Source organism: Pengzhenrongella phosphoraccumulans (assembly GCF_045689905.1).
GTDB classification, from domain to species: Bacteria; Actinomycetota; Actinomycetes; order Actinomycetales; family Cellulomonadaceae; genus Pengzhenrongella; species Pengzhenrongella phosphoraccumulans.
Window position 1 is genome coordinate 481,788 of the sequence record NZ_CP144210.1, and the last position, 26,843, is coordinate 508,630.

Genomic DNA, 26,843 nt, shown 5'->3' on the forward strand with positions numbered 1-26,843 from the left:
TGCGCCGCCCTACAGGTCGAGCGTGAGCGTGTCCGGCGACGGGGAGGCCGCGCGCGCCGCGATCGACGTCATGCGGCGCATGTGGTGGCGGCGACAGAGCACCTCGTAGGCGATCTCCGGTGCGCCGGCCGTGTCGCCGACGACGACCTGGGCGCCCTCGACGACCATGATGCCGTTCACCGTGCGGGCGTTGTGGGTGGCCCGGGCCCCGCACCAGCACAGCGCCTGGACCTGGAGCACCTCGACGCGGTCGGCCAGCTCGATGAGCCGCTGCGACCCGGGGAACAGGCTCGTGCGGAAGTCGGCCGTGATCCCGAACGCAAACACGTCCACGCCCATCTCGTCGACGAGCCGCGCGAGCTGCTCGACCTGCGTGGCCGAGTAGAACTGGGCCTCGTCGCAGATCAGGTAGTCGACGCGCTCGCCGCGGATGCGCCGCGTGACCACCTCGGACCAGAAGTCGGTGTCGTCGGTGACCTCGTGGGCCGCGGTCTGCAGCCCGAGGCGGGAGGACAGCGTGTGCGTGCCGGCGCGGTCGTTGCGCGTGAAGATGACCCCGCCGCGCCCGCGGGCCCGGTGGTTGTGGTCCATCTGCAGCGCGAGCGTGGACTTCCCGCTGTCCATGGTGCCGGAGAAGAATGCCAGCTCAGCCACGAGAAGTGTCCGTCCTTAGCGTCGGTTGACCACGAGGAGCGGCACGTGCATCTCCTCGGGCGTGAACGAGCCGTGCACCCCGACGAGGTCCATCGAGGCGGACGTCTGCGTGCGGGAGTCGACCACGGTGGCGCGGCCCGTCATGGCGACCACGACGTCGCCGATCACGGGCCGGACGTGCTCGGAGACCGGCCCGAACCACCCGGCACCGATCGCCTCCGCGCGGGTCGCCACGACGGCGCTGTCACCGAGTGTCGACCGCCAGCGCGCCGCGACCGACTCGGCCCCGCCGGGGCTGTCGGACGACGTGTGCACGTGCAGGGCCCGCGGCTCGCCGGCGATGATCTCGACGCCGTCGGCCAGTGCGGGCGTGCGGGCGACGTCCCAGCGCTGCGAGCGGTCGACGTCGACCATGCCGTGGTCGGCCGTCACGAGCAGCATCGTGTCCGGAGGCAGCGCCTTGGCGAGCCGGGCGAGCTCGCGGTCGATCGCGGCGAGCTCCTCCCCCCACTGCCACGAGCCCCAGCCGTGGTGGTGCCCGATCTTGTCGACGTCACCCCAGTACAGGTACACCAGCGCGGGGCCCATGAGCTCGTAGATCGTCGCGTCGATGCGGTCGTCGAGCCGCTCGGCCCGGCGGTACCCCCCGCCGCGCAGCGCGGCCTCGGTCAGGCCCGAGCCGGCGAACTTCGCCGGGCCGACGGTGGTCACGGGGATGCCCGCGGCGGCGACCTGCTCGAAGACGGTCGGCTCCCGCTGCCAGTCCCGCGGGTCGCCGGCGCCCTGCCACGACACGAGGTTCGCCAGCGCGCCGGTGTCCGGGTTGCGCGCGGTGTAGCCGACCATCGCGGTCCGGCCCGGCCCGGTGCCCGTGCCGAACAGCCCGATCGACGCCGCGGTCGTCGAGGGGAAGCCCGCGGTGAGGACCTGCCCCTCGGCGAGCAGCGAGCGCAGGAAGGTGGCGTGCCCGGATCGCTCCGACAGGTTGGCATGCCCGAGACCGTCGATGAGCACCACGCAGGCGCGTTTCGCGGTGGGCAGCGCGAGGGTGGACCGCGCCCGCGCGCCGGTCCGCCCGTCGATGGTCACCTCGACCCCTAGCGCGTCGGCCACCGCGGGCAGGACGGCGCCGAGCCCGGCGCCGTCGTACTGCGGCGACACGAAGCCGGCGCGGTCGAAGCCGGCCACCTGGACGGTCCGCGGCGGCTGCTGCTCGTGCGGCGGGAGTGGTCCGGTCGCCATGCTGTGCGTCCCGTTCGCGCTCATCGCGTCCGGGCGGAGGCGGCTGACAGCCGGCGGGCGAAGTCGGCCGCGGCGCGCACCGCGCCGGGGCCCTCAGCCTGCGCGCTGATCCGCACGACTATGTCGTCGGGCGTGATCGTCCCGGTGAGCCCGTGGTCGGCCTCGCAGGCCGGGTCCGGGCAGGTCGCCGGCTCGAGGTCGATCCGCGAGACGGCGCCCCAGCCCACGGCGAGCGTCAGCTCGAGCGGCACCGTGCCGGCCTTGTGGGTGGCAGGGGATGCGATCACGTGGGTCAGTGCGACCGAGCGCAGCTCGGTCAGCGGGACGGACTCCGTGGTCGCCGAGGCGCTCGAGGCGGGGTGCTCGCTGTCGGCCGGGTGGTCGTCCACGTGCGCGACGACGAGCCGGGTCGGGGTGAGCACCAGGACCGTCACGTGCCGCCGGACCTCGTTGGCGTCGAAGGTGGTCTCAGGGTGCACGAGGTGCGCCATGACGACCTCGTCTGCGATAGCCACATCGAGCACGTCAGAGACGAGCTCGGGGTAGTAGCCGGCGCGATGCAGGTCCTGTCGCAGGTCAGTGGTTGCTCCAGTCACAGGTGCATTCTCCCATCCCTGGTGGGCCGGTCCTCACGCCTCACGCCGGCAACGCCCGGCGCGTGCCGTCCGCCCGGGTCACGTCCTCGATCTGGATCCTGCCCGCGAGGACCGCTGCGCCGCTCTCGGCGACGACCACGGGGTGCAGCTCCAGGCTGCGCAGCTCGGGCAGGTCGGCGGACATCACCGAGACGCGGGCGATGATCTCTTCGAGCGCCGCGACGTCGGCCGACGGCAGCCCACGGTAGCCGAAGAGGCGCGGGGCAGCGCGCGCGGAGCGCACCAGGTCGGCGACGTCGACCGTGGTCAGGGGCGGGATCCCGTACGCGATGTCCCCCAGGAGGTCGACAGCGTCCCCTGCGAGCCCGAACGACACGACGGGGCCGAAGAGGGGGTCTTCGGCCGACCGCACGACGCAGGCCACCCCGGCGGGCGCCATCCGCTGGACCTCGAGCGGCACCCCGGCGGCCCCGACCTGGCGGGCGCGCTCGTTGAGGTGCGCGACGGCGACCCGCAGGTCGTCCGGGTCACCGAGGTCGAGCCGCACTCCCCCGAGATCCGCCCGGTGACGCAGCAGCGGCGAGGTGCTCTTGAGCGCGACGGGCCACCCGAGCTCGGTGGCCGCAGCGACCGCCTCGTCGACAGTGGTCACGGTGCGACCCGCCCAGACCTCGATGCCGTAGCACGCGAGGAGCTCCGCGGCGACGTCCGCGTCGAGCTCCACCGGGCCCCCGCCGACCGCCGCCGGCAGGTGCTGCCGGACCAGGGCACGCGCCCGCGGACGGTCCATGCCCAGCGGGCGGACCGGCCGGCCCCGATCGACCGCGCGCCAGGCCGCGTACTGGACCACGGCACCAAGAGCGGCGACCGCCTCCTCCGGGGTCGAGTACGCCGGGACCGTCCAGACGCGCTCCGGGGTCGGTTCGGTGGACGTCTCGGCGGGCGGGTCAGCGGGCGGCTCAGCGGGCGGCTCAGCGGGCGGCACGACGGCGTCGGGGGTTGGCTCCGCCAGGCCCACGGCGGAGAGCTCTGCGGTCACGCCGTGCAGGCCGAGCACGCACGCCACGGTGGCCACCCCCGAACCGGCGGCCGCCTCGGCGACGGCGCGCGCGAGCCGCGGCGACGCCCCGCCGACCGTGGGCACGTGCACGACGACGACCACGTCGCAGCTCCCGTCGCGGTAGAGCGTCTGGACGGCGGTGCGCATGTCGGCGTCGTCGGTGTCATCCAGGACCATCACCACGCGCCCCTCGTGCTCGAGCCCCGCAGACGCGGCGGCCTCGGCCGCGAGCGCAGCCAGGGACGACGACCCCGCGACGATCCCGACCCGGTTGCCGGTCGGCAGCGGCTGGTGGGCCACGAGCTGGACGATGTCGAGCATGCGGTGCGTGTTCTGGGCGCGGATGACCCCGGACTGCCGGAACATCTCCTCGAGCGTGCGGCGCGGCGAGCGGGTCGCCCGGACCGCGTGCCCCGGCGGGACGACGTGCCCGGACTGGCCCGCGGTCACCACCACGACGGGCTTGGTCGCCGCGAGCCGGCGGGCGATCCGCGAGAACTTGCGCGGGTTGCCGATCGACTCGAGGACCATCCCGACGACCTTCGTCGCGGGGTCCTCGTGCCAGAACTGCATGAGGTCGTTGCCGGAGACGTCCGCCCGATGGCCGGACGAGAAGAACGACGAGACCCCGAGCGAGCGGTTCTCGACCGACGCGAGGATCGGGACGGCCATGGGCGCCGACTGGCAGAACAGCCCGATGGTCCCGCCCCGCGGCAGGCGCTCGGCGAGCGAGGCGTTGAAGGCCGGCTCGGCGGCCGAGAAGAACCCGTACGACGCCGGCCCCACGAGCCGCATGCCGCCCGCGTGCGCCCGCCGCACCAGGGCCCGCTGGAGCGCGAGCCCCTCCTCGCCGGTCTCGGCGAACCCGGTCGAGAGCACGACCATGCCGCGCACGCCGAGCGGCGAGAGATGACGCACGAGCGCGACGACGTCGCGCGCCGGCAGGGCGACGACCGCGAGATGGACAGGACCGGGGACGTCCTCGAGCCGGTCCCAGAACGAGACGCTGCCGGCACCGCCGGCCTGCGTGCGCGCGGTGCGGGGCGTCGCACCGAGCACGTGGACGGCGTCGAACCCCCCGCTCGTGACGCTGGCGAACCCACGCTGGAACAGCAGGTCGATGGCCGAGCCGGCCGCGGCGTAGCTCTGGCCGACCAGCAGCACCGAGCGCGCCCCGAGCAGGCCCTCGACGCTGAGCGCCTCGGCGCGGTGCTCCCGGTCGGCCATCACGGCGAGGGAGCGGTCGGTGGGGTCGATGTCGAACGAGACGGTCACGACGCCGTCCTCGACCGTCTGCGAGACCTCGTACCCCGCCTCGCGGAACACCGCGATCATGCGCCCGTTCTGCGGGAGGACCTCGGCCGTGAACCGTCCGACACCGCGCTCGCGGGCCGCCGCGGCCAGGTGCTCGAGCAGCACGGAACCGAGCCCGCGACCGTGGTGCGCGTCGGCGATGTTGAAGGCGACCTCGGCCTCGTCAGGACTGACCCGGTCGTAGCGGCCGACGCCGATGATCTGCTCGCGCGGCTCCACTCCCTCGGCACCGGGTTCGGGGTCGATGCCCTGGACCACGATCAGCGCGACCCGGTCGCGGTGGTCGACCGTGGTGAACCGCGCCAGGTCTCGTTCGGAGAGCCGCTGCAACGGGGCGAAGAACCGCAGGTAGGTCGACCGCTCGGACTGCCCGATGTGGAACGCCTGGAGCGCGTCGGCGTCGGTCGGGGCGATCGGTCGCAGGTGCGCCGTCGCGCCGTCGCGCAGGACCACGTCCGCCTCCCAGTCGCTCGGGTAGGCCTCGCCCGGAGTGGTGCTCGCGACATCGGGATCGGACATGTTGCCAGGTTAGGGGGTGCTCGGCGCGCGCCGGACGGCGTTGAGCCCCCCACGGGGGAGAATGTCTGGGCCTACGCACGATCGCACGCACACCTCAAGGAGCCGGATCACCATGGCGCGCCGTACCGCCACCCCGCCGGGGGTACCCGAGGACTACACCGAGAACATCGTCGACATCGACGTGGCCGACGAGATGCAGGGCTCCTTCCTGCAGTACGCGTACTCGGTGATCTACGCCCGGGCCCTGCCGGACGCGCGGGACGGCCTCAAGCCGGTCCAGCGCCGGATCCTGTACCAGATGTCCGAGATGGGGCTGCGCCCGGACCGCGCCCACGTGAAGTCGGCGCGCGTCGTCGGCGACGTGATGGGCAAGCTGCACCCGCACGGCGACGCCTCGATCTACGACACGCTCGTGCGCCTCTCGCAGGCCTTCACGCTCCGCCTGCCCCTGGTCGACGGGCACGGGAACTTCGGGTCGCTCGACGACGGCCCGGCCGCGGCCCGGTACACCGAGGCCCGCCAGTCCCCCGCCGCGCTCGCCATGACCGCCGGGCTCGACGAGGACGTCGTCAACTTCGTCCCGAACTACGACAACAAGCTGGTCCAGCCCGAGATCCTCCCGGCCGCCATCCCGAACCTGCTGGTCAACGGCGCCGCCGGGATCGCCGTCGGCATGGCCACCAACATGGCCCCGCACAACCTGATCGAGGTCATCGCGGCGGCGCGCCACCTCGTCGACCACCCGCAGGCGACCCTCGACGACCTGATGCGGTTCGTGCCCGGGCCGGACCTGCCCACGGGCGGCAAGATCGTCGGCCTGGACGGCGTGCGGGACGCGTACCGCACCGGTCGCGGCCAGTTCCGCACCCGCGCGACGAGCCGGATCGAGAACGTCACCGCCAAGCGCAAGGGCATCGTCGTCACCGAGCTGCCCTACCTCGTCGGGCCTGAGCGGGTGATCGAGAAGATCAAGGAGGGCGTGCAGGCCAAGAAGCTCACCGGCATCACCAACGTGGTCGACCTCACCGACCGCGAGCACGGCCTGCGCCTGGTCATCGAGATCAAGACGGGCTTCAACCCCGAGGCCGTGCTCGAGCAGCTCTACCGGTACACCCCGCTCGAGGACTCGTTCAACATCAACAACGTCGCGCTCGTCGACGGCCAACCGCGCACGCTCGGGCTGCGCGAGCTGATCGAGGTGTGGGTCAACCACCGCATCGACGTCGTGCGTCGGCGCAGCACCTACCGGCTGGCCAAGCGCTCCGAGCGCCTGCACCTGGTCGAGGGGCTGCTGCTCGCGATCACGGACATCGACGAGGTCATCCAGGTCATCCGCACCTCCGACGACGCCGACACCGCCCGCACCCGGCTGCGCGACGTGTTCGACCTGTCCGAGCCGCAGGCGGAGTACATCCTCGAGCTGCGGCTGCGCCGCCTGACCAAGTTCTCCCGCATCGAGCTCGAGAAGGAGCAGTCCCAGCTCGCCCAGGAGATCGCCGAGCTCACCGCGATCCTGGCCGACGACCGTCGTCTGCGGGGCATCGTCTCGGACGAGATGACCGAGGTCGCCCGCGTGCACGGCACGCCGCGGCGCACGATCCTGCTCGACTCGGACGGCTCAGGCACGACGACGGCCTCGCTCAAGAACGCGACCCCGCTGCAGATCGAGGACTCGCCGTGCTGGGCGCTGCTGTCCGGCACCGGGCTCCTCGCCCGGACCGGCGACGAGCACACGCCCGTGCGCCAGGGCAGCCGGCACAAGCACGACGTCGTGCGCACCGCGATCCCCGCCAGCACGCGCGGCGAGATCGGGGCGGTGACGTCTCGCGGGCGCATCGTGCGCGTCCCCGTGCTCCACCTGCCGGCGCTGCCCGGCACCGACGGTGCACCGAGCCTGTCGGGCGGCGTGCCCGTGAGCGAGGTCGTGGCGCTGCTGCCCGGGGAGACCGTGCTCGCGCTCGCCTCCCTCGACGCCGACGCACCCACGCTCGCGCTCGGGACGGCGTCGGGCGTCGTGAAGCGGGTCGCGGCCGGTGACCCGCCGAACAACAAGGACGCCTGGGAGGTCATCGCCCTCAAGAACGGCGACGAGGTGGTCGGCGCCGTCGCGGTGACCGACGACGACGAGCTGGTCCTGATCAGCTCGGACGCGTCCCTGCTCCGGTTCTCCGCCGCCGCGGTCCGACCCCAGGGCCGCTCGGCCGGGGGGATGCTCGGCATCAAGCTCGGCGACGACCAGCGCGTCGTCTTCTTCGGCGCCACGACCTCGGCGGCCGACGGCGACGAGGGTGGCGACCTGCTCGACCTGCTGTCGCCCGGCGGGCACGAGTACGCGGTCGTGACGATCGCCGGCTCGCGCTCGGCGCTGCCCGGCACCGTCCCCGGCTCGGCCAAGACCACCCCGTTCGCCGCCTACCCGGCCAAGAACCGCGGCGGCATGGGCGTGCGGGCGCACCGATTCCTCAAGGGCGAAGACGTGCTCCAGCTCGCGTGGGTCGGGATCGCGCCGCCGAAGGCCAGCGGCTCGGCGGGTCAGCCGCTGGACCTGCCGCCGGTCGACCCGCGTCGGGACGGCTCCGGGATCACCCTGCCCGCCCCGGTGCACGCGATCGGCTGAGCTGCCGATCGGTGCGGTCGGCGGCCAGCACCCCGGTGACGAGCAGGGTCTGACCGGCGATGTAGGTGAGCATCACCCAGAAGCCGGCCTGGGGCAGGTCGAACCAGGGTGCGAATGCGCCGAGCGCGATCAGCGTGTCCGAGACCAGGAAGACCGCGCCGCCGATCGCCGCCACCCGGTTCACCCCGGTCGTCAGCGCCGCCATGGTGACCAGGCACGCGCCATACAGGACGGCGGGCGCGACCAGCCCACCGGCACCGGGGACGCAGGCGACCAGCAGGAGCACGAACGCTGCGACGTACGGCAGCCCGAGCACCGGCCGACGGCGGAGCGGGCCGCCCCGGAACCGGGGTGCGAACGCGGCGATGTAGGCGACCTGCGCCAGGAGGAAGAACCCGACCATCACGAGGAACGAGACGTCGTCGGCCACCAGGTTCGGCACGACGTCCCCGAGCCAGGAGAAGCCGAGCGCCACCACGGTGAGCCGAACGATCGGCGAGCGGTGGCGCGGCGTGGAGACGAGCAGGTAGGCCGCCAGGAGCGGCACGAGGGCCGCCTTGGTGGCCGCGGCGAGCGGGTCCGCGCCCGCCAGGAGCGACGCCAGGTGCACGACGGCGACTGCCAGTCCGAGCCCGATCACGACCCGTCGCGTCCCGGACCCGCTCGAGGCCGACCACCCCGGCCCGGCGTCGCCCGACTCCTCGATCGGCAGGCCGATCCGCGCCGCTCCGGTCATGCTGTGCCCCTTGCCTGGTGGTCGCGCCCGAACTGGAACTTCTACACCACGAACAGGGGGTTGACCAGGGGCATCTCCCCGCAGGCGGCGGCGGTCCGAAGCGATCAGACTCGTCCTGCCGGCGTGCTGGGGCGCGACGGCGCGACCTGGGGAGGCATCGAGAGCTATGGGACGTGGAATCCTCGCCCGGCTCCACATCGGCGGTCCCTCGACCGCCGGCACCGCGGAGCGGCCCGCTCCCCCGCCCGATCCGCACGTTCTCGAGCTGCGGATCCACGGGGTGAACAACACCCCGCCGTACGGCATGCTCGAGGTCCTGCCGGCCGATGCGGAGAAGGCCCGGGGCGACAGCCTCGGGAGCTTCTGGGTCCCGACGGCGGCCGCCCTCGCCCATGCACGGCAGGTGCCCGATACCCACCAGGACCACATCCCGGCGGACGTGCATCGCGAGGCGTACTCGTGGGGGCAGATGACGCGGACCTCCCCGTCGTTGCCGGGCAACGTCGGCAAGGGAGCCGTGTCGGCCGCCAGCCGCGCCGGCTGGATGCTGCTCCTACCGCTGGGTCTGGTCAACGTCGCGTACTGGTCCCGCGAGCTAGACGAGACGGCGAAGTACGCCCGAGGGGCGCGGTGGATCCGCATCTTCGGGTTCGGACTGAGCCTGCTGCTGGTCGCCGCGGTCGCGGACGTGAGCCTCGACCTCGTCGGCACGCAGTGCATCATCGACAACCCGAACTCGGCCGCGACGGCCTGCGCCGCGCTCCCCGGCTGGCTCACCTGGCTCGGGAGCTATCCCTGGCCCCAGCGGCTTGCCCTGCTGTCGCTCGTGCCCGTCGGGGCGCTGCTGCTGCTGTACTGGCTGGCCTCGGGCTCCCGGACCAAATACGAGGTCCCGACGTCCTCCCCGGTGAAAGAGTCCGGAGCCAAGCCCCCGGCCACGTCCGCCGGGGCCGGGGCCCGGACGCGGATCCTCGCCATGCCCGGCCTGTGGGGACGCTGGGGACTGACCCAGTCGATGGCCCTCGTGCACTTCGCGGGCGGGCTCGCGCTCGTCGTCCTGACCCTCTCGTGGAGCCAGGTGTACGCGGGCTACCCCTCCTGCGTCTCGCCGGCCAGCTTCTTCGACAGCCCCGCGTGCGGCCTGGGCGGCGACGCGATCGGGGGCAGTCCGCTGTTCGCCGCCTTCGTGGCCGTCGCGATGCTGGTCCTCGCCGGCTCCACGTGGCTCATCGCGGTGGCCCAGGCGGATGCGATCAACCCGGCGAGCACCCGCAAGGGCAGGACCGCCGTGGGGTTGTTTCTCGTGGCGGTCGTGCTGTTCGGCGCGAACGTGGTGGCACTGTGCCTGCACGACGAGCGAAACCTCGACGCGGCCCAGCTGCTCGGGCTGCGGGTCGTGCCGGCGCTCCTGGTCACGGCACTGTTCCTGATCGCCCTCGTCGGCCTGACCTGGCGCGGCGCGGTGGGGCTGACGGTGGTGGCCAGCGTGCTCGCCATCGGTGCGCTCGCCGCGCTCGCGTGGGTGACGGTGACCCGGGACCCGGTCACCGGGCTGCCCGCGAACGGCCCGCTCGCACTGGCCTGCACGGTCTTCGTGCTGCTGTTCGCGGTGGTGGGGCTGTGGCCTCGCGCTGCGGGGGCCGCGAGCGCCGGCACGAGGGCGGGGACGACCCCTCCCCTGCGCCAGCAGGCGTGGTCGGGCCGCGGACCGGGCGTGTTCCTGCTGCTCTCGCTCGGCTCGATGATGATGCTCACCGGCCTGCTCGTCGTCGCGGTCGGCGACTGGCTCAACGGTGGCGCAAAGCCCCAGTGCCTGAACCCCGACTACGCCCGGCTCCACCCCGACGGCTGCGGCGCACCGCTGGCGCAGATCCAGATCCCGCAGACGTACGCCGAGTTCGCCGTCGCCACGGCGATGGGACTCGTCCTGGTGGCCCTGCTGGTGGTGGGGTTCGGCGTGCTCGTTCCGGCCTTCCGGGCCTGGCGGCACCGGCCGGCGCTGATCCCGGAGCCGAGGTTCGGACGGTCCGAGGACCAGGCCGAGGTGGCACGGGACGCGGAGGTGCCGCGGCCGGCCGGCACCCTCGCCACGCTCCAGCATCGGGCCGACCTCCGAGCTGCGGTCGGTCGAGCGAAGGGGATCGCCGCGCTGAGCCACCGCGTGGAGCTGTTCCTGGCGCTCATCGCCGTCGGCCTCGCCGCCGCGGTCGCCCTCGCGCTCCTCATCACGGTGCGGTGGCAACCCCCCAGCGCGCTCGTCAGCCTCGGCCTCTGGGCGACGGCCCTGCTGTGGGCGGGAGTGCTCGCGCGCGTCGTCACGACCGACGGATCGGCCCCCAACCGACCGCTGGCGATCGTCTGGGACATCGTCTGCTTCCTCCCCCGCTCCGCGCACCCGCTCGGCCCGCCCTGCTACGCCGAGCGCGCCGTCCCGGAGATCGCGGCCCGGATGGACGCCTGGCTGCGCGAGCCGGCGGCCGCGAGCGCGACCGTGCAGACGGCGCCGACGGCGCCGACTGCGCCCGAAGGCCGTCAGGTGGTCCTGTCCGCCCACAGCATGGGGGTCGTGCTGGCCGTCGCCGCTCTGTTCACGGGCGAGAAGGACAACCCCGGGAGGTCAGGGCGGGTCGCGCTGGTCTCATACGGCTCGCAGATCCGACCGTACTTCGGGCGGATCCTGCCCGAGCTGTTCGGGCCGCACATCATCGGCACGATCGGCTGCGGTCCGACCGACCTCAACTGGGACCCGTGGCAGGCCCAGGAGATCGCCGACACCAGCGCGGACCCCACGGAGGCCTCGCCCCCGTCGGACACCCTCGTGCATCGGCTCGGCGCGCGCGACGGGCACGACCCGGCCTGGGTCAACCTGTGGCGGCGCACCGACCCCATCGGCTTCCCGGTCGGTGGCTACTCGCCCAACCTGATCGATCGCGGGGCGGAGGCGATCGACGCGACGGCCTTCGTCGCGACTGTGGCCGGCCACAGCGGCTACCCGCGCACGAGCGCGTACCGGCGGGCCATGACCGAGGTTCGCTCCCGGCTGCGCCCGTGAGGCGACGACCCACGTGCTCGGTCGCAGGGGGGGCGTCAGCGCATGCGGTGAGGGTCCCGCCGACGCTCGCGCCGCGGAACCTCCGGCGAGAGCGGCGGGAAGTCGTCCGCGAGGTACGCGGGCAACAGCGAGACGAGGTCGAGAACCAGGTCCACCATGGGCTCGATGGCGGCGAACGCTGTCGGCCCGGGCGCGTGCACGACGACGTCGCGCCCCTGCACCAGAAGGCACAGCCCGGACACGTCCGCGCGGTCGAGCCGCTCGAGCAGCCGCGGGTGGAGCACTTCGTGGGCGAACCGCTCGTCCGCGCACCGCATGCGCCAGCGAGCGTTGATGTCGTACGACTCCACCGTGATGTCTTGACCGCCGAAGGCCTGCGCGGCGCGGTCCCGGCCAGTCGTCGGGGTGAGGATCAGCGCGGGGAACCAGCGGGGGCCCACGGCCATCACAGCATGCCTGCTCCAGCCGCCCTCGCCCGCGCCCGGCCCGAGGGTCAGGGACGTGACCTCACCGCGTGGCGTGGCACGGGTCAGCACGTCGGTCGCCCGGGTGCGGCCACGGAAACCCGGCGCGCTCCAACGGCTGGACAGGAGGCTCGAGCTCGGTGTGTAGGCCCAGCCGTGCGCGTCGGCCCAACCCTGCATCCGGGCACGGTGCCGTGTCAGACGCCGCCGGAACCACCGCGCGCCGACCGCGACGACGACCACCGTCATCAGCCCGAGCGCGGCCGCGACGACGACGACGGCCACGCCGGGTTCCGCTTGGAAGTCCTGCCCGGTCCCGCCTCGGGCGAAACCCACGACGAAGAGTGATGCGAGGTAGCTCACCACCGCCAACGTCCCGGCAGGCACGAGCAGCAGGGCACCCATCACGCTGAGCCCCCGCCACCACGACAGAGTCCCGTCGCGCACCTGCTGCCTCAACCCACGGATGAGGGCGTACCACGGGGTGGCGGGCTCGGGCGCGGACGTGCTCATCTCCCCATCATCGGCACGCGGACTCGATCACCTGAGAGCTCGGTACCGCCACGCCTCGCCTACGCGTCGATCTTGCTGCGGTCCATCTCGAGCGCGCCGGCGACGATGAAGTCCTTGCGCGGGGCGACGTCGCTCCCCATGAGCAGCTCGAAGACCCGCTCGGCGTCCACCGCGTGCTGCATCGTGACGCGGCGCAGGGTGCGGTGCCGCGGGTCCATGGTCGTCTCGGCCAGCTGGTCGGCATCCATCTCGCCGAGGCCCTTGTACCGCTGGATGTCTTCCTTGTAGCGCTTGCCGGACCGTTCGAGCTTCTTCAGCGTCGAGGCGAGCTCGGACTCGGAGTACGTGTAGATGAACTCGTTCTTGCGCGAACCGGCACCGATCACCTCGATCCGGTGCAGCGGCGGCACCGCCGCGTACACGCGCCCGGCGGTGACCATCGGCTTCATGTACCGGAAGAACAGCGTGAGCAGCAGGGTGCGGATGTGGGCGCCATCGACGTCGGCGTCGGTCATCAGCACGATCTTGCCGTAGCGGGCCGCCTCGAGCTCGAACGAGCGGCCCGACCCGGCGCCGAGCACCTGGATGATCGCCGCGCACTCGACGTTCTTGAGCATGTCGGTGATCGAGGCCTTCTGGACGTTGAGGATCTTGCCGCGGATCGGCAGCAACGCCTGGAAGTCGGAGCTGCGTGCCAGCTTGGCCGTGCCGAGCGCGCTGTCACCCTCGACGATGAACAGCTCGCTACGGTCGACGTCGTCGCTGCGGCAGTCGGCGAGCTTGGCCGGCAGGGACGACGTCTCGAGCGCGTTCTTGCGGCGCGAGATCTCCTTTTGCTTGCGTGCGCTGAGCCGCGCGCGCATCTCGGCGACGACCTTGTCCAGCAGGATCGTCGCCTGGGTCTTCTGGTCCCGCGTCGTGGCGTTGAGGAGCTTGGCGAGCTCGGTGTCGACGACCTTGGCGACGATCGCGCGCACCGGCGCGGTGCCGAGCAGCTCCTTGGTCTGGCCCTCGAACTGAGGCTCGGCGAGCCGCACGGTGAGTACCGCCGTGAGGCCGGCCAGCACGTCGTCCTTCTCGATCCGCTCGGCGTCGCCCCGGGCGGTGATCTTCAGGCGACGGGCGTTCGTCTCGACCGCCTTGCGCAGCGTGCGCAGCAGCCCGGCCTCGAACCCGGCGAGGTGCGAGCCGCCCTTGGGCGTCGCGATGATGTTGACGAACGTCCGCATCTCGGTCTCGTAGCCGGTGCCCCAGCGCAGCGCGATGTCGACCTGGCACTCGCGGGTGACCGCCTGCGGGGTGAGATGGCCCTTCTCGTCGAGTACGGGCACCGTCTCCACGAAGCTGCCCGCGCCGATCAGGTGCCACGTGCCGGTCAGCGGCGCGTCCGGAGCGAGGAAGTCGACGAAGTCGACCGTCCCGCCCGAGTGCTGGAAGGTCTCGGTGTGCGAGGCGTCGGCGCCCGGGGTGCCCGCGAGCCGGCGCTCGTCCCGCACCGTGATCGCGAGGCCGGGCACCAGGAACGTCGTCTGGCGGACCCGGGTCACGAGCTCGTCGAGCGAGAACACGGCGTTCGCCGGGAACACCTGGCGATCGGCCCAGTAGCGCACGCGGGTGCTGGTGCGGGCCTTGGGCGCCTTGCCGACGACGACGAGCTCGGAACCCGACACGAACGGCGCGAACGGCGACTCGGGCGACGGGCCTGACGCCGGATCGGTGAACACCCCGGGCACGCCGCGGTGGAACGTCATGCGGTGGACCTTGCCGCCACGCTCGACGTCGACGTCGAGGCGCGACGAGAGCGCATTGACGACGCTCGCACCGACCCCGTGCAGCCCACCCGAGGCCCCGTACGAGCCGCCGCCGAACTTGCCACCGGCGTGCAGCTTGGTGAAGACGACCTCGACCCCCGTCAGGCCGGTCTTCGGCTCGATGTCGACCGGGATGCCGCGGCCGTCGTCGAGGACCTCGACCGAGGAGTCGGCGTGCAGCACGATCTCGATGCGGCCGCAGTAGCCGGCCAGCGCCTCGTCGACCGCGTTGTCGATGATCTCCCACATGCAGTGCATGAGCCCGCGCGAGTCGGTGGACCCGATGTACATCCCCGGGCGTTTGCGGACCGCCTCGAGACCCCCGAGCACGGAGAGATGCCGGGCGGTGTAGCTGGACTGCGTGGATACGGTCGACACGATGTCCGAGCGTAATCGCTGGCACCGACTCCACCGTGTCGCCATGCCGCAAGGCCCGCAGAATGTCCACTTTTGGGGTGAAAATCACTCTTTTCACTTCGCGGGTAGCGAACTCACCCAGTTGGGTGGCATCGGATCGGCGGGCGGATGGTTACATGTATTTGTGAACGCGACAATGACTCAGCCCTTGACCGCAGCCGACCGCTGCGACCGCTGTGGCGCGCAGGCGTATGTGCGCGTCCTCATGACGAGCGGCGAGCTGCTCTTCTGTGCCCACCACGCTCGCGAGCACGCGCCGAAGTTCTCGACGCTGGCTACCCATGTGCAAGATGAGAGCGCGCGACTCCTGGAGGAGCACGGCGCCGGTCTCGGAAGCGCGCACTGATCTTCGCGCTTGCCTGAAGGACCGATCTGAACTGACCGGATCCGACCACACACGCAGAAGGGCCCCGTCCGCGAGGACGGGGCCCTTCTGCGTGAAGACTGGTGCGAGCCGGTCTGCGTCAGCGAACCTGGGCCGGGACGAAGCCGAGTCGCTGACCGGGGTTGACGGTGGGGTTCTGACGCCGGACGAGGGCATCGAGCGACGAGCCGGCCATGGGCCGCGCAGGCATGCTGGCGGCCATGTCGGCACGGATCGTCTCGGCGTGGGAGGAAGGACCGCCTGCGGCGTTCTCGGGGCGGGCACCGCTGAGGCTGCTCATCTTCTGCTCCTGTCGTTCGGTAACCCGGCTGACCCCGTTGGGCCCCGTGGCTTTGCGTCCCCGCCTCGCGGCGGGTTTGCACTTCTCGCTGACGACGTAAAGGTAGCCCAACGACGGCCGCCACGGATACCGTGCGCTCACGTTTGCCCCATTTGGTCTAAGCCGACCCCTTCGCCCGATGAGAGCGCAACCACCGGTCGCCACGCACCGTCGCCGTGAGCTGATCGCCACATCGGGCGGATCCGGCTCGATGCGCCCATATTGGGGGCACACGTCTGACTTGGCCGGAACCACAGACGCCGCCCTCAGAGGAGCCCCACCATGAAACTAAGAACGTTTGCCACGGCCTGCGCCGCCACGGCACTTCTGCTCTCGGGTGCCACCGCCGCCCACGCCACCGGCTTCGGCGACTGTCCCGGAGTCTCGGACCGGGGGCACGGGCACTACAGGCTGACGAAAGACGCGGAGTGCGACCTGACACTGCTCGGCGCCGGTGCCGACGTGAACCTCGCCCACCACACGCTGAGCAGCCCCGCTGTTCCCATCGAAGTCGACGGGGTCGCCCTTCACGACGGCAAGCTGCGCACCGACGGGATCTTCTGGCTCGGGAACCACGGCCGGATGGAGAACCTCGACGTCACCGCGCTCGGTCTCGATCCGGTCCCCGACTTCTACATCGAGGCCGGGAGCGACTTCACGGTCAAGCGGAGCACGTTCCACGACCTGTCCTCGTCGGTCGCGCTCTCCTTCTACTTCGGTGACGGCGGCACGGTCTCCGACTCGTCCTTCACCCGTACCCAGACCGCCGTGAGCATCACGCAGAACAGCAACGTGACGATCCGAGACAACCGGTTCAGGTCGAACGCCATCGCCGTCAATCTCTGGAACGAGGACCTCCTCGGACTCAACAACACCACGATCACCCGGAACACGATCACCTACTCCAGCACCGCGGGTGTCCTCGTCCGAGATGGGGAGAGTGAGTCGCCCACCTTTGACAACGTGCGCATCACCCACAACGACATCAGCCGGAGCGGCGGATCGGGCATCGATCTGACGGTCACGTGCGACCTGTCGCTGCCCTGCCCGGCCGGCGGCCCCCCGATCTTCGTGGAGCACAACGACCTGTCGCGCAACGGCTCCACCCCGGGCGCGAGCTCCGCCAGGACCGCCGGGCCGACCGGCCGGGACGCCGGGCTCCTCGCCCACACCGACGCGGATCGCGCGCGCGCCGCAGCTGCCCGAGAGACCGCGCCAAGCGCCTCGACCGACGCGGGGGCCGCACTCAAGCGCGGCGGGAACGGGAACGCTGGGCTGGGCGACTACACCAGCAGCAACGACGGGCTCACCGCGCGAGCCTTCCTCATCGGCGGTGACACCGACGTCCCGACCCCGGCCCTGCTCGCCTTCGTCCGGGTGGCGAAGAACTCGACGTCCAAGAACGCCGACCGCGGCATCGACGCCGCCGGGGTCACCGACCGCGGCGGCAACACCAGCCGATCCAACCCGAACCCCTGCGTCGGGGTGGTCTGCCGTTCCGACAGGTGACCTGAGGGCTGACACAACGATGCGGTGTCATCCTCGGCCGGAGGCGCGGAAAGCGCGGTCAGGCCTGGATGACACCGCAGTGTCGGTCTCGACTCAGTCGAGGTAGTCGCGCAGCACCTGCGAACGGCTCGGGTGGCGCAGCTTCGACATCGTCTTGGACTCGATCTGCCGGATCCGCTCGCGCGTCACCCCGTAGACCTTGCCGATCTCGTCGAGCGTCTTGGGCTGACCGTCGGTCAGGCCGAACCGCATCGACACCACGCCGGCCTCGCGCTCCGAGAGCGTGTCGAGCACCTGGTGCAGCTGCTCCTGCAAGAGCGTGAAGCTGACGGCATCCGCGGGGACGACGGCCTCGGAGTCCTCGATGAGGTCTCCGAACTCGCTGTCACCGTCCTCGCCGAGCGGGGTGTGCAGCGAGATGGGCTCGCGGCCGTACTTCTGGACCTCGACGACCTTCTCGGGCGTCATGTCGAGCTCCTTGGCGAGCTCCTCCGGGGTGGGCTCGCGGCCCAGGTCCTGGAGCATCTGCCGCTGCACGCGCGCCAGCTTGTTGATGACCTCGACCATGTGCACCGGGATACGGATGGTGCGGGCCTGGTCGGCCATGGCGCGGGTGATCGCCTGGCGGATCCACCACGTCGCGTACGTGGAGAACTTGTAGCCCTTGGTGTAGTCGAACTTCTCGACCGCGCGGATCAGGCCGAGGTTGCCCTCCTGGATCAGGTCCAGGAAGAGCATGCCGCGCCCGGTGTACCGCTTGGCGAGCGAGACGACGAGTCGCAGGTTCGCCTCGAGCAGGTGATTCTTCGCACGCCTACCGTCCGACGCGATCCATTCGAACTCGCGCTTGACCTTCGGCTCGAGCTTGATGCCTGAGTTGAGGCGCTCCTCGGCGAACAGACCGGCCTCGATCCGCTTGGCGAGGTCGACCTCCTGCTCGGCGTTCAGCAGGGCGACCTTGCCGATCTGCTTGAGGTAGTCCTTGACCGGGTCGGCCGTGGCGCCAGCAGTGACGACCTGCTGGGCAGGCGCGTCGTCGTCGTCGGCGTCGGAGTACGTGTAACCCGCGTCCTCGGACTCGTCCTCGGGCTTGGCCTTGACCGGGGTCTCTTCGGTGTGGTTGTCGGTCGCACGCTCGGAGTCCTGCTCGCGGGACTCGGCGTCCGCCTTGGCCTCGCGGCTCGCGGCCAGCTTGGCGGCGCGCGCGGAGACGGCCTTCTTGGCGGCCGGCTTTCGCACGGCCGGGGCCGGGCTCGTCTCGACGGCGGCCGACGGCGCGGCAGCCTTCTTCGCTCCGGGCACCCGCTTGACGGCGGGGACCTTCTTCGCGGCGGCCGGCTTCTTGGCCGCGACGGTGGACTCGACCGAGTCGTCGCCCTCGGGGTTCACGGTGGCCTTGGTGGTCTTGCGTGCGGTGGTGGTGGCAGCCGCCACCCGCGCCTTGACCTTGGTGGTCTTGGCGACGATGGGCTCGGAGACCGCGATGCCGGCTGAGGACAGGCCGCGGTAGACGGCTTTGAGCCGCTTCGCGTCGTTGACCTCGGCGGACTCACATGCGGTGCGGAACGACTCTGCGTCCACGGTGCCGTGGGTGCGGCCGCGCACGACGAGGTCCTGCAAAGCAGGGTGCTCGAACTCGCGCGGAAGTGAAGGACTTGTGGGGAGGGACGACACGAACGACCTTTCGGCAGCGCTTAGCCCGGAATCGTGGTCCGGGTACTTCGATATTGTACCGGCCGGGTCGTGTTACGCCTCGCCGATGACCGCCTCAGAGGGGCTCGACCTGCCCAACGAGTGGGCCTCGCGGATCATTCCATGGCCATATTTGCCACAAGTGCCGGTTTCACTGCGAGAACCGGGCAGGGCGCACCGAGCAGGATGCGCTGCGCGTTCGCGCCCAAGATCAGCTTGCCGACCGGGCTGCGTCGGCGCAGCCCGATGACGATGAGCGAGCCGTCGTTCTGCTCCGCGGCGGTGATGAGGTCCTCGGCCACGTCGCGGCTGCTCGCCACCAGCCGGATCTCGTGCGCGATGCCCCGTTTGTCGAGATCGAGGCGGACCTCGTCGAGCTCCTGCTCCTCCGCGAGCCGACCGCGCTCGTCCCGGCCTTTCTGGCAGCTGGTGACCACGACGAGGCGGGTCGAGCGACTCTGAGCCTCGAGTGCCGCCGCCTCCAGCGCCGATCGACCTTCAGGAGTGGCGAGGTAGCCGACCACGATGCTCATGTGTCCTCCGTTGCACTCCTGCCGGCCCGAGCCGCTCATCCGACGGTACCTGAGCAAGTCGGCTCTCGCCGAGGACCGAAGTCCGACTTTCGGGCCGGCGGCAGGGGCGCCCGGGCGCCTACGCCGGGCGGCGGATCCACCCCGGCGACAGCCCTCGCGCCAGCGCCTCGGTCAGGAGCAGGGCGAGCCGGTGGTCCGGGTCGCCGTCGAGCGCTCGACCGAGCAGCACGCCCGCCCGGGCGCCATCCGCCTGCCACCAGGCGATCAGGGCGAGCAGCGTCAGTGCCGCCGCCTGATCCGCGGTCCGCGTGTGCGCGACGACCGCTTCGAGCACCTCCACACCGGCCCGCGCGAGCTCCTCGTCGGGCGCGATGCCCCGGCGGACGTCCATGATCGCGTCGAGCGCGTCCGACGTGCTGTGCGCGATCTCGCCGACGGGTCGGCCCGGCGAGCCGACCAGGGTCCGCTCGGGCAGGTCCCCGGTCCCGGGCACGAGCGCGAGAAGCACCGCGTCCCGGACCCGCACGTCGATGAGGGCGGCCTCGATCCGCCCCAGCAGCGCGGGCGGCGCACCCGGTCCCCCCGTGCGGCTCCGCTCCACCGCCTCGCGCCAGGCGGCCATGCCGTCGGCGCGCCACCGATGCAGCGCCCAGTCGCCGACCACCAGCGCCGCCTCGCGCCGCGCCCGCGCTCGTTCCGCAACCCGGACCGCGTTCCGGCGCGCCCGCGCACCGGCGGGTTCGATCCGGGCGAGCTCATCCCGCGAGTCGGCGACCATCGAGCCGGCCAGCACCATGTGCGCCCCGACCGCGGTGCCGTCCAGGTCGCGCAGCGGCCGTCCGCCCGGCGGGCAGCAGCCCGGATCCACGCAGTCCAACGAGAGGTAGCCCGAGCGGGCGACCACCCAGACGGCGACCTCCGGCAGGAAGGGCTCGGCGGCCTCCCGGAACTGCTCCGCGGCCACCCGCACGAACGCCGCGTTGCCGGGGGCCGACCGCTCCCCCGGGTCGAGCTCGCCGCCCGCACCGGCGCTCTCGAGGTCGACGGCGAAGCGCGGGTCCAGCTCGGTGTAGATCACCAGCACCGCCCGACGCCCGCCGTCGGCCACGAGGTGCGAGACGAGGCCGCGAGCGAGCTGGGGACCCTGGACGACATCGGCCAGGTCGGTCAGGTCGACCCGGGCGATCAGCCCGACCCGGCCGCGAGGGGCCCGCAGCGAGACGGCGACCGCGCTCTCCTGCGGACGGAATCCCAGCTGGTGGGGCAGCAGTGCGAGCAGTTCACGGGGCTCGCTCACCCGGATCGTGGTGGCATCCATGACGTAGGGGACCGCGCCGGACCCACCCGGGCCAGCCGCATTCGGCCGCGCTGTGGTCAAGCGTGCAAATATCTCCGGCTGTGGGCGGGTGGGCGCACCATTTACCGCGGTCCGTGGTCGCGCGCGGCTACGGTGGAAGGGTGCAGATCAACGGGAACCCAGAGTGGGGCAAAGCCTGCCCCATGGTTCTCCCGCCCGGCAATCGACGAGCGCGCGCCGTCGCCCTGGCGGCCCTGGTCGGCGTGCTGCTGGGAGGGTGCGATCTCGGCGGCACGGCGGCCGACGGCGACCCCTCCCCGACGCCGTCCGGTGCGAGCAGCCTCGCGCGGACCGCGGACCCCACCGACTCGGCGACGCCCCTGCTCAACGATGCGCCGGATCCGAACTCCACCGTGGGCGGGCTCGCGCCGGGCTTCCCGAGCGACCTGCTGCCCGTGCCGGGCGGGGTGGAGGTGCTCGTGTCGTCGGTCGACCCGGTCGGTAGCTCGAACGCCTACCAGGTCAGCCTCAACCTGCGCACCGTGCTCTCCGCGGCCGACGTCGTCGACGTCTACCGCAAGAGCCTGACGACCGCCGGATTCACCGAGGCCGAGCAGACGACCCCCGACGCCGCCCTGGCGGCCCAGTCGACCTTCACCCGCTCCGGCGGCGACGAGCTCCTGGTCATCGGCGTGCTCGACCGTGACGGGGTTCGCACCGTCACGATCGGCGGCAGGCTCCGCAGTGCGACCTGACCGGACCTAGGCTGCCCCCCGTGATCCCGACTCTCCCCTCCCCCGTCGACGTCGAGGCCGTCCGCCAGCGGGTCGATGCGCTGCTCGCCGAGCACATCGCCGAGCAGCGCCCCCTGCTCGCGGGCCTGGGGGCCGACAGCTCGGTCCTGGCCGACGCCGTCGCCGAGATGCTGTCGGGCGGCAAGCGGCTGCGCGCCGCGTTCTGCTACTGGTCCTGGCGCGCGCATGGCGGCCAACCCGACTCCCCGCTCGCTGCGGCCGTGCTGCGCGTCGGCGCCGCGCTCGAGCTGTTCCAGGCCGCCGCGCTCTTCCACGACGACGTGATGGACGACTCCGACACCCGCCGCGGGCACCCCGCCGCCCACCGGACCTTCGAGGCGCTGCACCAACGCTCCGGCTGGACCGGGGACTCGCGCCGGTTCGGCGACGCGGCCGCGATCCTGCTCGGCGACCTCGCGCTCGTCGCGAGCGACGCCGAGTTCAACCGGGCCCTGGCCGAGTTCCCGGCCGAGATCGAGCCGGTCGCGCGCCAGATCTTCGACCGGATGCGTACCGAGGTCACGGTCGGCCAGTACCTCGACATGCTGGCGCAGGTCCTGCCGTGGGGCGTGGACCCGGTCGCCGACGAGGCGCGCGCCCGCGAAGTGATCCGGGCCAAGTCCGCCCGGTACAGCGTGGAGCACCCGCTCGGCCTCGGTGCGGCGCTCGCCGGGGCCGACGACGGCGCCCGCGCGGCGTCGTCCGCGTTCGGGCTCCCCCTCGGCGAGGCGTTCCAGCTGCGCGACGACCTGCTGGGCGTGTTCGGCGACCCCGCGGCCACCGGCAAGCCCGCGGGCGACGACCTGCGCGAGGGCAAGCGGACCGTCCTGGTCGCGCGGGCGATGGCCGCCGGCGACGGCGCCCAGCGCGAGCTGCTGCGCACCCGACTCGGGGTCCGTGACCTGGCCGACGACGACGTCGCGACCCTCGCCTCGGCCATCGCCGCCACCGGCGCACCGGACAAGGTGGAAGAGCTCATCGCGGGGCTCTCGGCGCAGGCCTTCGGCGCGTTGGCGATCGCGACCCTCGACGAGCCGGGTGCCACGATGCTCGCGCGGCTCGGCCACGCCGCCGTCGCACGCCACGCCTGACCCTGCGCAGCGCTCAGCGCGGGGCCACGCGGTTCAGCGCGGGATCAGTGCAGGATCCGGATCAGAGCAGCGTCTGGGCGATCCGGCGCACGGCCGTCTTGCGGCCCGTCCGCAGCGCCTCGATCGGCGGCATCCCGAGGGTCGCGTCCGGGCTGAAGAGCCACTCGATCGCCTCGGCGTCCTCGAACCCCGAGTCGCGCAGCAGCGTCAGCGTGCCGTAGAGCGAGGCGAGCACGGCCCAGCGCGGGGCCGGGTTGCCGTCCTCGTCCGGGGCCGGTTCCGGCTTGTTCAGGGTCGAGTTGGCCGGGTTCTCGAGGTGCTCGGGAACGAGGAACGCCGCCGGGATCGACACGACGGACGATGCGCCGCGGCGCACGACCACGAGCCGGCCCTCATGGACCAGCCGACGAACCTTGCCGGCGTCGATAGCGAGCCGCTCGGCCACGTCGGGCACGGTGAGCCATTCATCGACCAGGGTGTCAAGAGCTGAGTTGTCCGTCACGAAGGACAGCGTACGCACCGCGGCGTTGCGCCGAACGGCGGGGACAAAAAGAATTCCCCCCAGAACTCGCCCCTTGCCTTTCGCCCGCCGCGCGAACCAAGTACGTTCACTGGTATCACTCCAGTCACATTGGCACCATCCATCACTCACGTCACAGAGGTCAGACCATGACGCAGACCGGCAACGTCCGCCCAGGAGCCCGCGGGCACCTCGACGACGCGCTGCCCGCGGGCGCCCGGCCGGCCCCCGCGGGACGGACCCGACGCCGGGTCGCGACGGGCACGGGGGCGTCCCTCGTGCTGGCCGTCGCCTCGGTCGCCGTCGGCGGCGCCGCGCAGGCGGACGACACCTATGTGGTGCGCACCGGCGACACGGTCAGTCACATCGCGGCGCGCACCGGTTCCTCGGTCGCCGCGATCGCCCGCGCCAACAGCCTCGCCAACGTGGCGAAGATCCGGATCGGTCAGCAGCTGACGATCCCCTCCGCCGGCGCGCCCGCCGTCGCCGCCCCCGCAGCCGCCCCCGTCGCGACGTCCGCCGGCTACACGGTCGCCTCCGGCGACACCGTGTCCCACGTGGCCGCCCGCTTCGGCACCACGGTCGCCGCGATCGTCACCGCGAACGGACTCGACGCCCGCGCCTTCATCCGCGTCGGCCAGCACCTGTCCATCCCCGGTGCGGCGGCCCCCGCTGCGCCGATCCCGGTGGCCGCGGCCGCCCCCGCCGCGTCCTCGTACCGGGTCGTCTCGGGCGACACCGTGTCCGGGATCGCCCACCGCTTCGGCACCTCGGTCGCCGCGATCGTCACCGCGAACGGACTGGATGCCCGCGCGTACATCCGCGTCGGCCAGCAGCTGTCCATCGGGGGCGCCCCGGGCGCCACCGCCGTCGCCGTCTCGAACCCCGTGTCCGTCGTCCCGACCGCGACCGCCCCGACCGCGGCCACGCACCGCGTCGTGTCCGGTGACACGGTCTCCGGCATCGCCACCCGCTACGGCACCACGGTCGCCGCGATCTCGAGCGCGAACGCCCTCGGCAACCGGTCGCTGATCCGGATCGGCCAGCAGCTCACCATCCCGGGCGCCATCGCGTCGACCCCGAAGACGCCGCTCGTCGGCAACACCTTCGCGGGGCGCAGGTACCCGGAGGCCGTCGTGGCCTCGGCGAACCTCAACAAGGCGACCCTCCTGAGCCTCGGCGTGCCGACCAAGGCGCAGATGCAGGCCAAGGTCGCCGCGACCGCGCGCGCCATGGGCGTCGACCCGGCCCTCGCGCAGGCGATCGCGTTCCAGGAGTCCGGGTTCAACCACACGGCGGTCTCCCCCGCGAACGCGATCGGCACCATGCAGGTCATCCCGTCCTCGGGCGAGTGGGCCTCGCTGCTGGTGGGCCGGCACCTCAACCTCCTCGACCCGGACGACAACGTCACCGCCGGGGTCGCCATGCTGCGCCAGCTCGTGGGCACGAGCACCGACCTGCCGACCGCCATCGCGGGCTACTACCAGGGGTCCACCTCGGTCCGGCGCAACGGCATGTTCGCGGACACCCGCGTGTACGTCGCCAACATCCAGACCCACATGGTGCGGTTTCGCTGACGAGCCTGGGCTCGCCCCGACCGTAGGATGACACCCGTGGGAGCCACCGTCACCGACCCGCTCGTCGGCCGCCTAGTCGACGGGCGCTATGAAGTCGTCTCCCGCATCGCTCGGGGCGGGATGGCGACCGTCTATCTCGCGATCGACCGTCGGCTCGACCGTGAGGTCGCCCTCAAGGTCATGCACCCCCACCTCGCGGAGGGGGCCGCGGGCGCCGCGTTCATCGCGCGGTTCCGGCGCGAGGCCCGCGCCGCCGCCCGCCTGACCCACCCCGCGCTGGTCGGGGTCCTCGACCAGGGCGTCGACGGCGAGACCAGCTACCTGACCATGGAGTACGTGGACGGCGTGAACCTGCGCCGCCACATCAGCGAGCGCGGCTCGCTGACCGTCGCCGAGTCGTTCTTGATCCTCGAGCGGGTGCTGGACGGCCTCGCCGCCGCGCACCGCACCGGGCTCGTGCACCGCGACATCAAGCCCGAGAACGTGCTGCTGGCCACCGACGGGCGCATCAAGCTCGCGGACTTCGGGCTCGCGCGCGCGGTCACCGAGGTCACCTCGACCACGACGGGCACGGTGTTCGGCACCGTCGCGTACCTCGGGCCCGAGCTCGTCGCGAAAGGCGTCTCCGACGCGCGCACCGACGTCTACGCCGCCGGCATCCTGCTGTACGAGATGCTCACGGGCGCCCAGCCGTACGTCGGCGAGACGCCGATCCAGGTGGCCTACCTGCACGTCAACTCCGACATCCCGGTGCCCTCCGACGTCGTCGACTGGCTCCCGCCCGAGATCGACGAGCTCGTCAGCGCGCTCGCCGCGCGCGACCCCGAGAACCGCCCGATCGACGCCGGCGCAGCGCTCACGCTCGTCCGCCGCATCCATGCCGAGCTCGACGACGAGACCCTCGCGCGCCGCGCGGACGTCGCCCCCACGATCGCGCTGCACCCCGCGACCGCCGACGGCGCGCTGGCGGGCGCGGCGGCGGCAGCCTCGAACGGCACCTCCGCACACTCCCTGCCCGACGACGACGCGGACGCGAGCGAGACCGCGCGCCTGGACGTCCCGTCGGCCGGGGGCACGATCGCGCTGGCCATCGGCACCGGCATCCGCACCCCGGCCGAGCTGAGGGCCGAGCAGAGGGCCGCCACCGCCCCCGCCCGACGCCGCCGCGCGATCCGTATCTCGGGGATCGCGCTGCTGATCAGCGGGCTGCTTGCCGCCGGCGTGTGGGCGTTCATGTCCATCGGCCCGGGCGCGTTCACGTCGGTGCCGGACGTCATCGGCCGGACGCAGGACAATGCCAGCTCCGTTCTCACGCGCTCCGGTCTGGACTCGACGGCGGTCAAGGTCTTCGACCAAGCGGCGCCCGGCACCATCGTCTCGACGAGGCCCGTGCCGGACAGCCGGATCCGCAAGGACGGGTCGGTCGAGCTCGCCGTCTCGCAGGGACCGGAGATGACGACCGTGCCCGAGGGGCTGGTCGGCATGAGCTTTGACGACGCCAAGGCAGCGCTCGAGGCCGCTCGCCTCAAGCTCGGCACTTCGATCGCCCCGTACGACGACGTCGCGCCCGTCGGGTCGGTCATGGCCGTCTCCGCCGATCCGAAGGCGAGCCTCGAGGTCGGCACGGAGATCGTCCTGACCGTGTCGCAGGGCCGCGAGCCGCTGACGATCATCTCGGTGATCGGCGCGACCCAGGAGCAGGCGGCGAAGGACCTCGAGAAGGAGGGCCTGAAGACCACGGCCGTCCCGGCGTTCAGCGACACCATCGACGCCGGGCGTGTCATCGACCAGGACCCGAAGCAGGGAGTCGCGGGCCACCGCATGGACACGGTGACGATCACGGTGTCGCAGGGGCCGGAGCTGATTGTGGTGCCGGACCTGTTTGGCAAGCAGTACAAGGATGCCGCCCAAGCGCTCACGGACCTCGGCTTCGTTCCGAAGCGGGAGAACATCATCGGCGGCCTTTTCAACACAGTGCGCTCTCAGAGCGTCAAGGCAGGCGACACGGCGGCGCACGGATCAACGATCGTGCTCACCGTCGTCTAACACTCCTCGCAACGAACGAGCGCCGGCGTCCCTGAGGACGTCAGCGCTCGTTTGTTAGGGGTGGTGAACCGTCACGGGGTTGGAA

Annotated in this window: 20 protein-coding genes and 1 riboswitch; of the genes, 8 read left to right on the plus strand and 12 right to left on the minus strand. The window is 72.2% G+C overall.

Features of this window, described 5'->3' with window-relative positions; translation table 11 throughout:
• Positions 1–9 precede the first annotated feature (9 nt).
• Genes VTA80_RS02370 through VTA80_RS02385 form a run of 4 tightly spaced genes read right to left on the minus strand, consistent with a single transcriptional unit; the run spans position 10 to position 5,385 of the window.
• Complete coding sequence (locus tag VTA80_RS02370) at positions 10–654, minus strand: thymidine kinase (RefSeq protein WP_407343819.1); 645 nt, start codon at positions 652–654, stop codon at positions 10–12.
• Between the two features lie 15 nt (positions 655–669).
• Positions 670–1,896, minus strand: a complete 1,227-nt coding sequence (locus VTA80_RS02375) for an alkaline phosphatase family protein (RefSeq protein ID WP_407343820.1) — start codon at positions 1,894–1,896, stop codon at positions 670–672.
• A 20-nt stretch (positions 1,897–1,916) separates the two neighbouring features.
• Positions 1,917–2,492: a DUF5998 family protein gene (locus tag VTA80_RS02380; protein WP_407343821.1), complete on the minus strand. Its 576-nt coding sequence runs from the start codon at positions 2,490–2,492 to the stop codon at positions 1,917–1,919.
• A 40-nt stretch (positions 2,493–2,532) separates the two neighbouring features.
• Complete coding sequence (locus VTA80_RS02385) at positions 2,533–5,385, minus strand: GNAT family N-acetyltransferase (protein WP_407343822.1); 2,853 nt, start codon at positions 5,383–5,385, stop codon at positions 2,533–2,535.
• A gap of 112 nt (positions 5,386–5,497) precedes the next feature.
• On the opposite strand from VTA80_RS02385, the gene VTA80_RS02390 reads away from it, so the two are divergent.
• Complete coding sequence (locus tag VTA80_RS02390; RefSeq protein WP_407343823.1) at positions 5,498–8,002, plus strand: DNA topoisomerase (ATP-hydrolyzing) subunit A; 2,505 nt, start codon at positions 5,498–5,500, stop codon at positions 8,000–8,002.
• On the opposite strand, the gene VTA80_RS02395 is transcribed toward VTA80_RS02390, so the two are convergent.
• The gene (locus VTA80_RS02395; RefSeq protein WP_407343824.1) at positions 7,968–8,738 is read right to left on the minus strand and encodes a lysoplasmalogenase; all 771 of its coding nucleotides are present in this window, start codon (positions 8,736–8,738) and stop codon (positions 7,968–7,970) included. The genes VTA80_RS02390 and VTA80_RS02395 overlap by 35 nt on opposite strands.
• A gap of 166 nt (positions 8,739–8,904) precedes the next feature.
• Between VTA80_RS02395 and VTA80_RS02400 the strand changes: the two genes are divergently transcribed.
• Positions 8,905–11,790 (plus strand): hypothetical protein, encoded by a 2,886-nt coding sequence (locus VTA80_RS02400; protein WP_407343825.1) that lies wholly within the window; start codon positions 8,905–8,907, stop codon positions 11,788–11,790.
• A gap of 35 nt (positions 11,791–11,825) precedes the next feature.
• Here VTA80_RS02400 and VTA80_RS02405 read toward each other — a convergent pair whose 3' ends face one another.
• On the minus strand, positions 11,826–12,767 hold the full coding sequence (locus VTA80_RS02405; protein WP_407343826.1) for a hypothetical protein: 942 nt from the start codon (positions 12,765–12,767) through the stop codon (positions 11,826–11,828).
• Between the two features lie 59 nt (positions 12,768–12,826).
• Entirely contained in the window at positions 12,827–15,001 is a 2,175-nt protein-coding gene (locus VTA80_RS02410; protein WP_407343827.1) for a type IIA DNA topoisomerase subunit B, read from the minus strand.
• 130 nt (positions 15,002–15,131) lie between these two features.
• On the opposite strand from VTA80_RS02410, the gene VTA80_RS02415 reads away from it, so the two are divergent.
• On the plus strand, positions 15,132–15,341 hold the full coding sequence (locus VTA80_RS02415; RefSeq protein ID WP_407345652.1) for a hypothetical protein: 210 nt from the start codon (positions 15,132–15,134) through the stop codon (positions 15,339–15,341).
• A 118-nt stretch (positions 15,342–15,459) separates the two neighbouring features.
• Here the strand turns inward: VTA80_RS02415 and VTA80_RS02420 are convergent, their stop codons facing one another.
• A complete protein-coding gene (locus VTA80_RS02420) occupies positions 15,460–15,660 on the minus strand; it encodes a hypothetical protein (RefSeq protein ID WP_407343828.1) in 201 nt (66 codons plus the stop codon).
• Between the two features lie 15 nt (positions 15,661–15,675).
• Positions 15,676–15,751, minus strand: a riboswitch (cyclic di-GMP riboswitch).
• A gap of 230 nt (positions 15,752–15,981) precedes the next feature.
• Here VTA80_RS02420 and VTA80_RS02425 point away from each other — a divergent pair.
• Complete coding sequence (locus VTA80_RS02425) at positions 15,982–17,208, plus strand: right-handed parallel beta-helix repeat-containing protein (protein ID WP_407343829.1); 1,227 nt, start codon at positions 15,982–15,984, stop codon at positions 17,206–17,208.
• 93 nt (positions 17,209–17,301) lie between these two features.
• On the opposite strand, the gene VTA80_RS02430 is transcribed toward VTA80_RS02425, so the two are convergent.
• From VTA80_RS02430 to VTA80_RS02440, 3 genes are all read right to left on the minus strand, one after another.
• On the minus strand, positions 17,302–18,882 hold the full coding sequence (locus VTA80_RS02430) for an RNA polymerase sigma factor (protein ID WP_407343830.1): 1,581 nt from the start codon (positions 18,880–18,882) through the stop codon (positions 17,302–17,304).
• Between the two features lie 134 nt (positions 18,883–19,016).
• Positions 19,017–19,433 carry a universal stress protein gene (locus VTA80_RS02435; RefSeq protein WP_407343831.1) on the minus strand — a complete coding sequence of 139 codons (417 nt, stop codon included), beginning with the start codon at positions 19,431–19,433 and terminating at the stop codon, positions 19,017–19,019.
• Positions 19,434–19,551: 118 nt separating this feature from the next.
• The gene (locus tag VTA80_RS02440; RefSeq protein WP_407343832.1) at positions 19,552–20,811 is read right to left on the minus strand and encodes a DUF4192 domain-containing protein; all 1,260 of its coding nucleotides are present in this window, start codon (positions 20,809–20,811) and stop codon (positions 19,552–19,554) included.
• Positions 20,812–20,933: 122 nt separating this feature from the next.
• On the opposite strand from VTA80_RS02440, the gene VTA80_RS02445 reads away from it, so the two are divergent.
• Both VTA80_RS02445 and VTA80_RS02450 read left to right on the plus strand, forming a co-directional pair.
• Entirely contained in the window at positions 20,934–21,485 is a 552-nt protein-coding gene (locus tag VTA80_RS02445; RefSeq protein WP_407343833.1) for a hypothetical protein, read from the plus strand.
• Positions 21,486–21,505: 20 nt separating this feature from the next.
• Positions 21,506–22,615, plus strand: a complete 1,110-nt coding sequence (locus tag VTA80_RS02450; protein WP_407343834.1) for a polyprenyl synthetase family protein — start codon at positions 21,506–21,508, stop codon at positions 22,613–22,615.
• Between the two features lie 61 nt (positions 22,616–22,676).
• Here the strand turns inward: VTA80_RS02450 and VTA80_RS02455 are convergent, their stop codons facing one another.
• On the minus strand, positions 22,677–23,117 hold the full coding sequence (locus VTA80_RS02455) for an Rv2175c family DNA-binding protein (protein ID WP_407343835.1): 441 nt from the start codon (positions 23,115–23,117) through the stop codon (positions 22,677–22,679).
• 167 nt (positions 23,118–23,284) lie between these two features.
• Between VTA80_RS02455 and VTA80_RS02460 the strand changes: the two genes are divergently transcribed.
• Both VTA80_RS02460 and pknB read left to right on the plus strand, forming a co-directional pair.
• Positions 23,285–24,712, plus strand: coding sequence for a LysM peptidoglycan-binding domain-containing protein (locus tag VTA80_RS02460; protein WP_407343836.1), 1,428 nt, complete (start codon positions 23,285–23,287; stop codon positions 24,710–24,712).
• A gap of 27 nt (positions 24,713–24,739) precedes the next feature.
• Complete coding sequence (gene pknB, locus VTA80_RS02465; RefSeq protein ID WP_407343837.1) at positions 24,740–26,758, plus strand: Stk1 family PASTA domain-containing Ser/Thr kinase; 2,019 nt, start codon at positions 24,740–24,742, stop codon at positions 26,756–26,758.
• Positions 26,759–26,843: the final 85 nt, after the last annotated feature.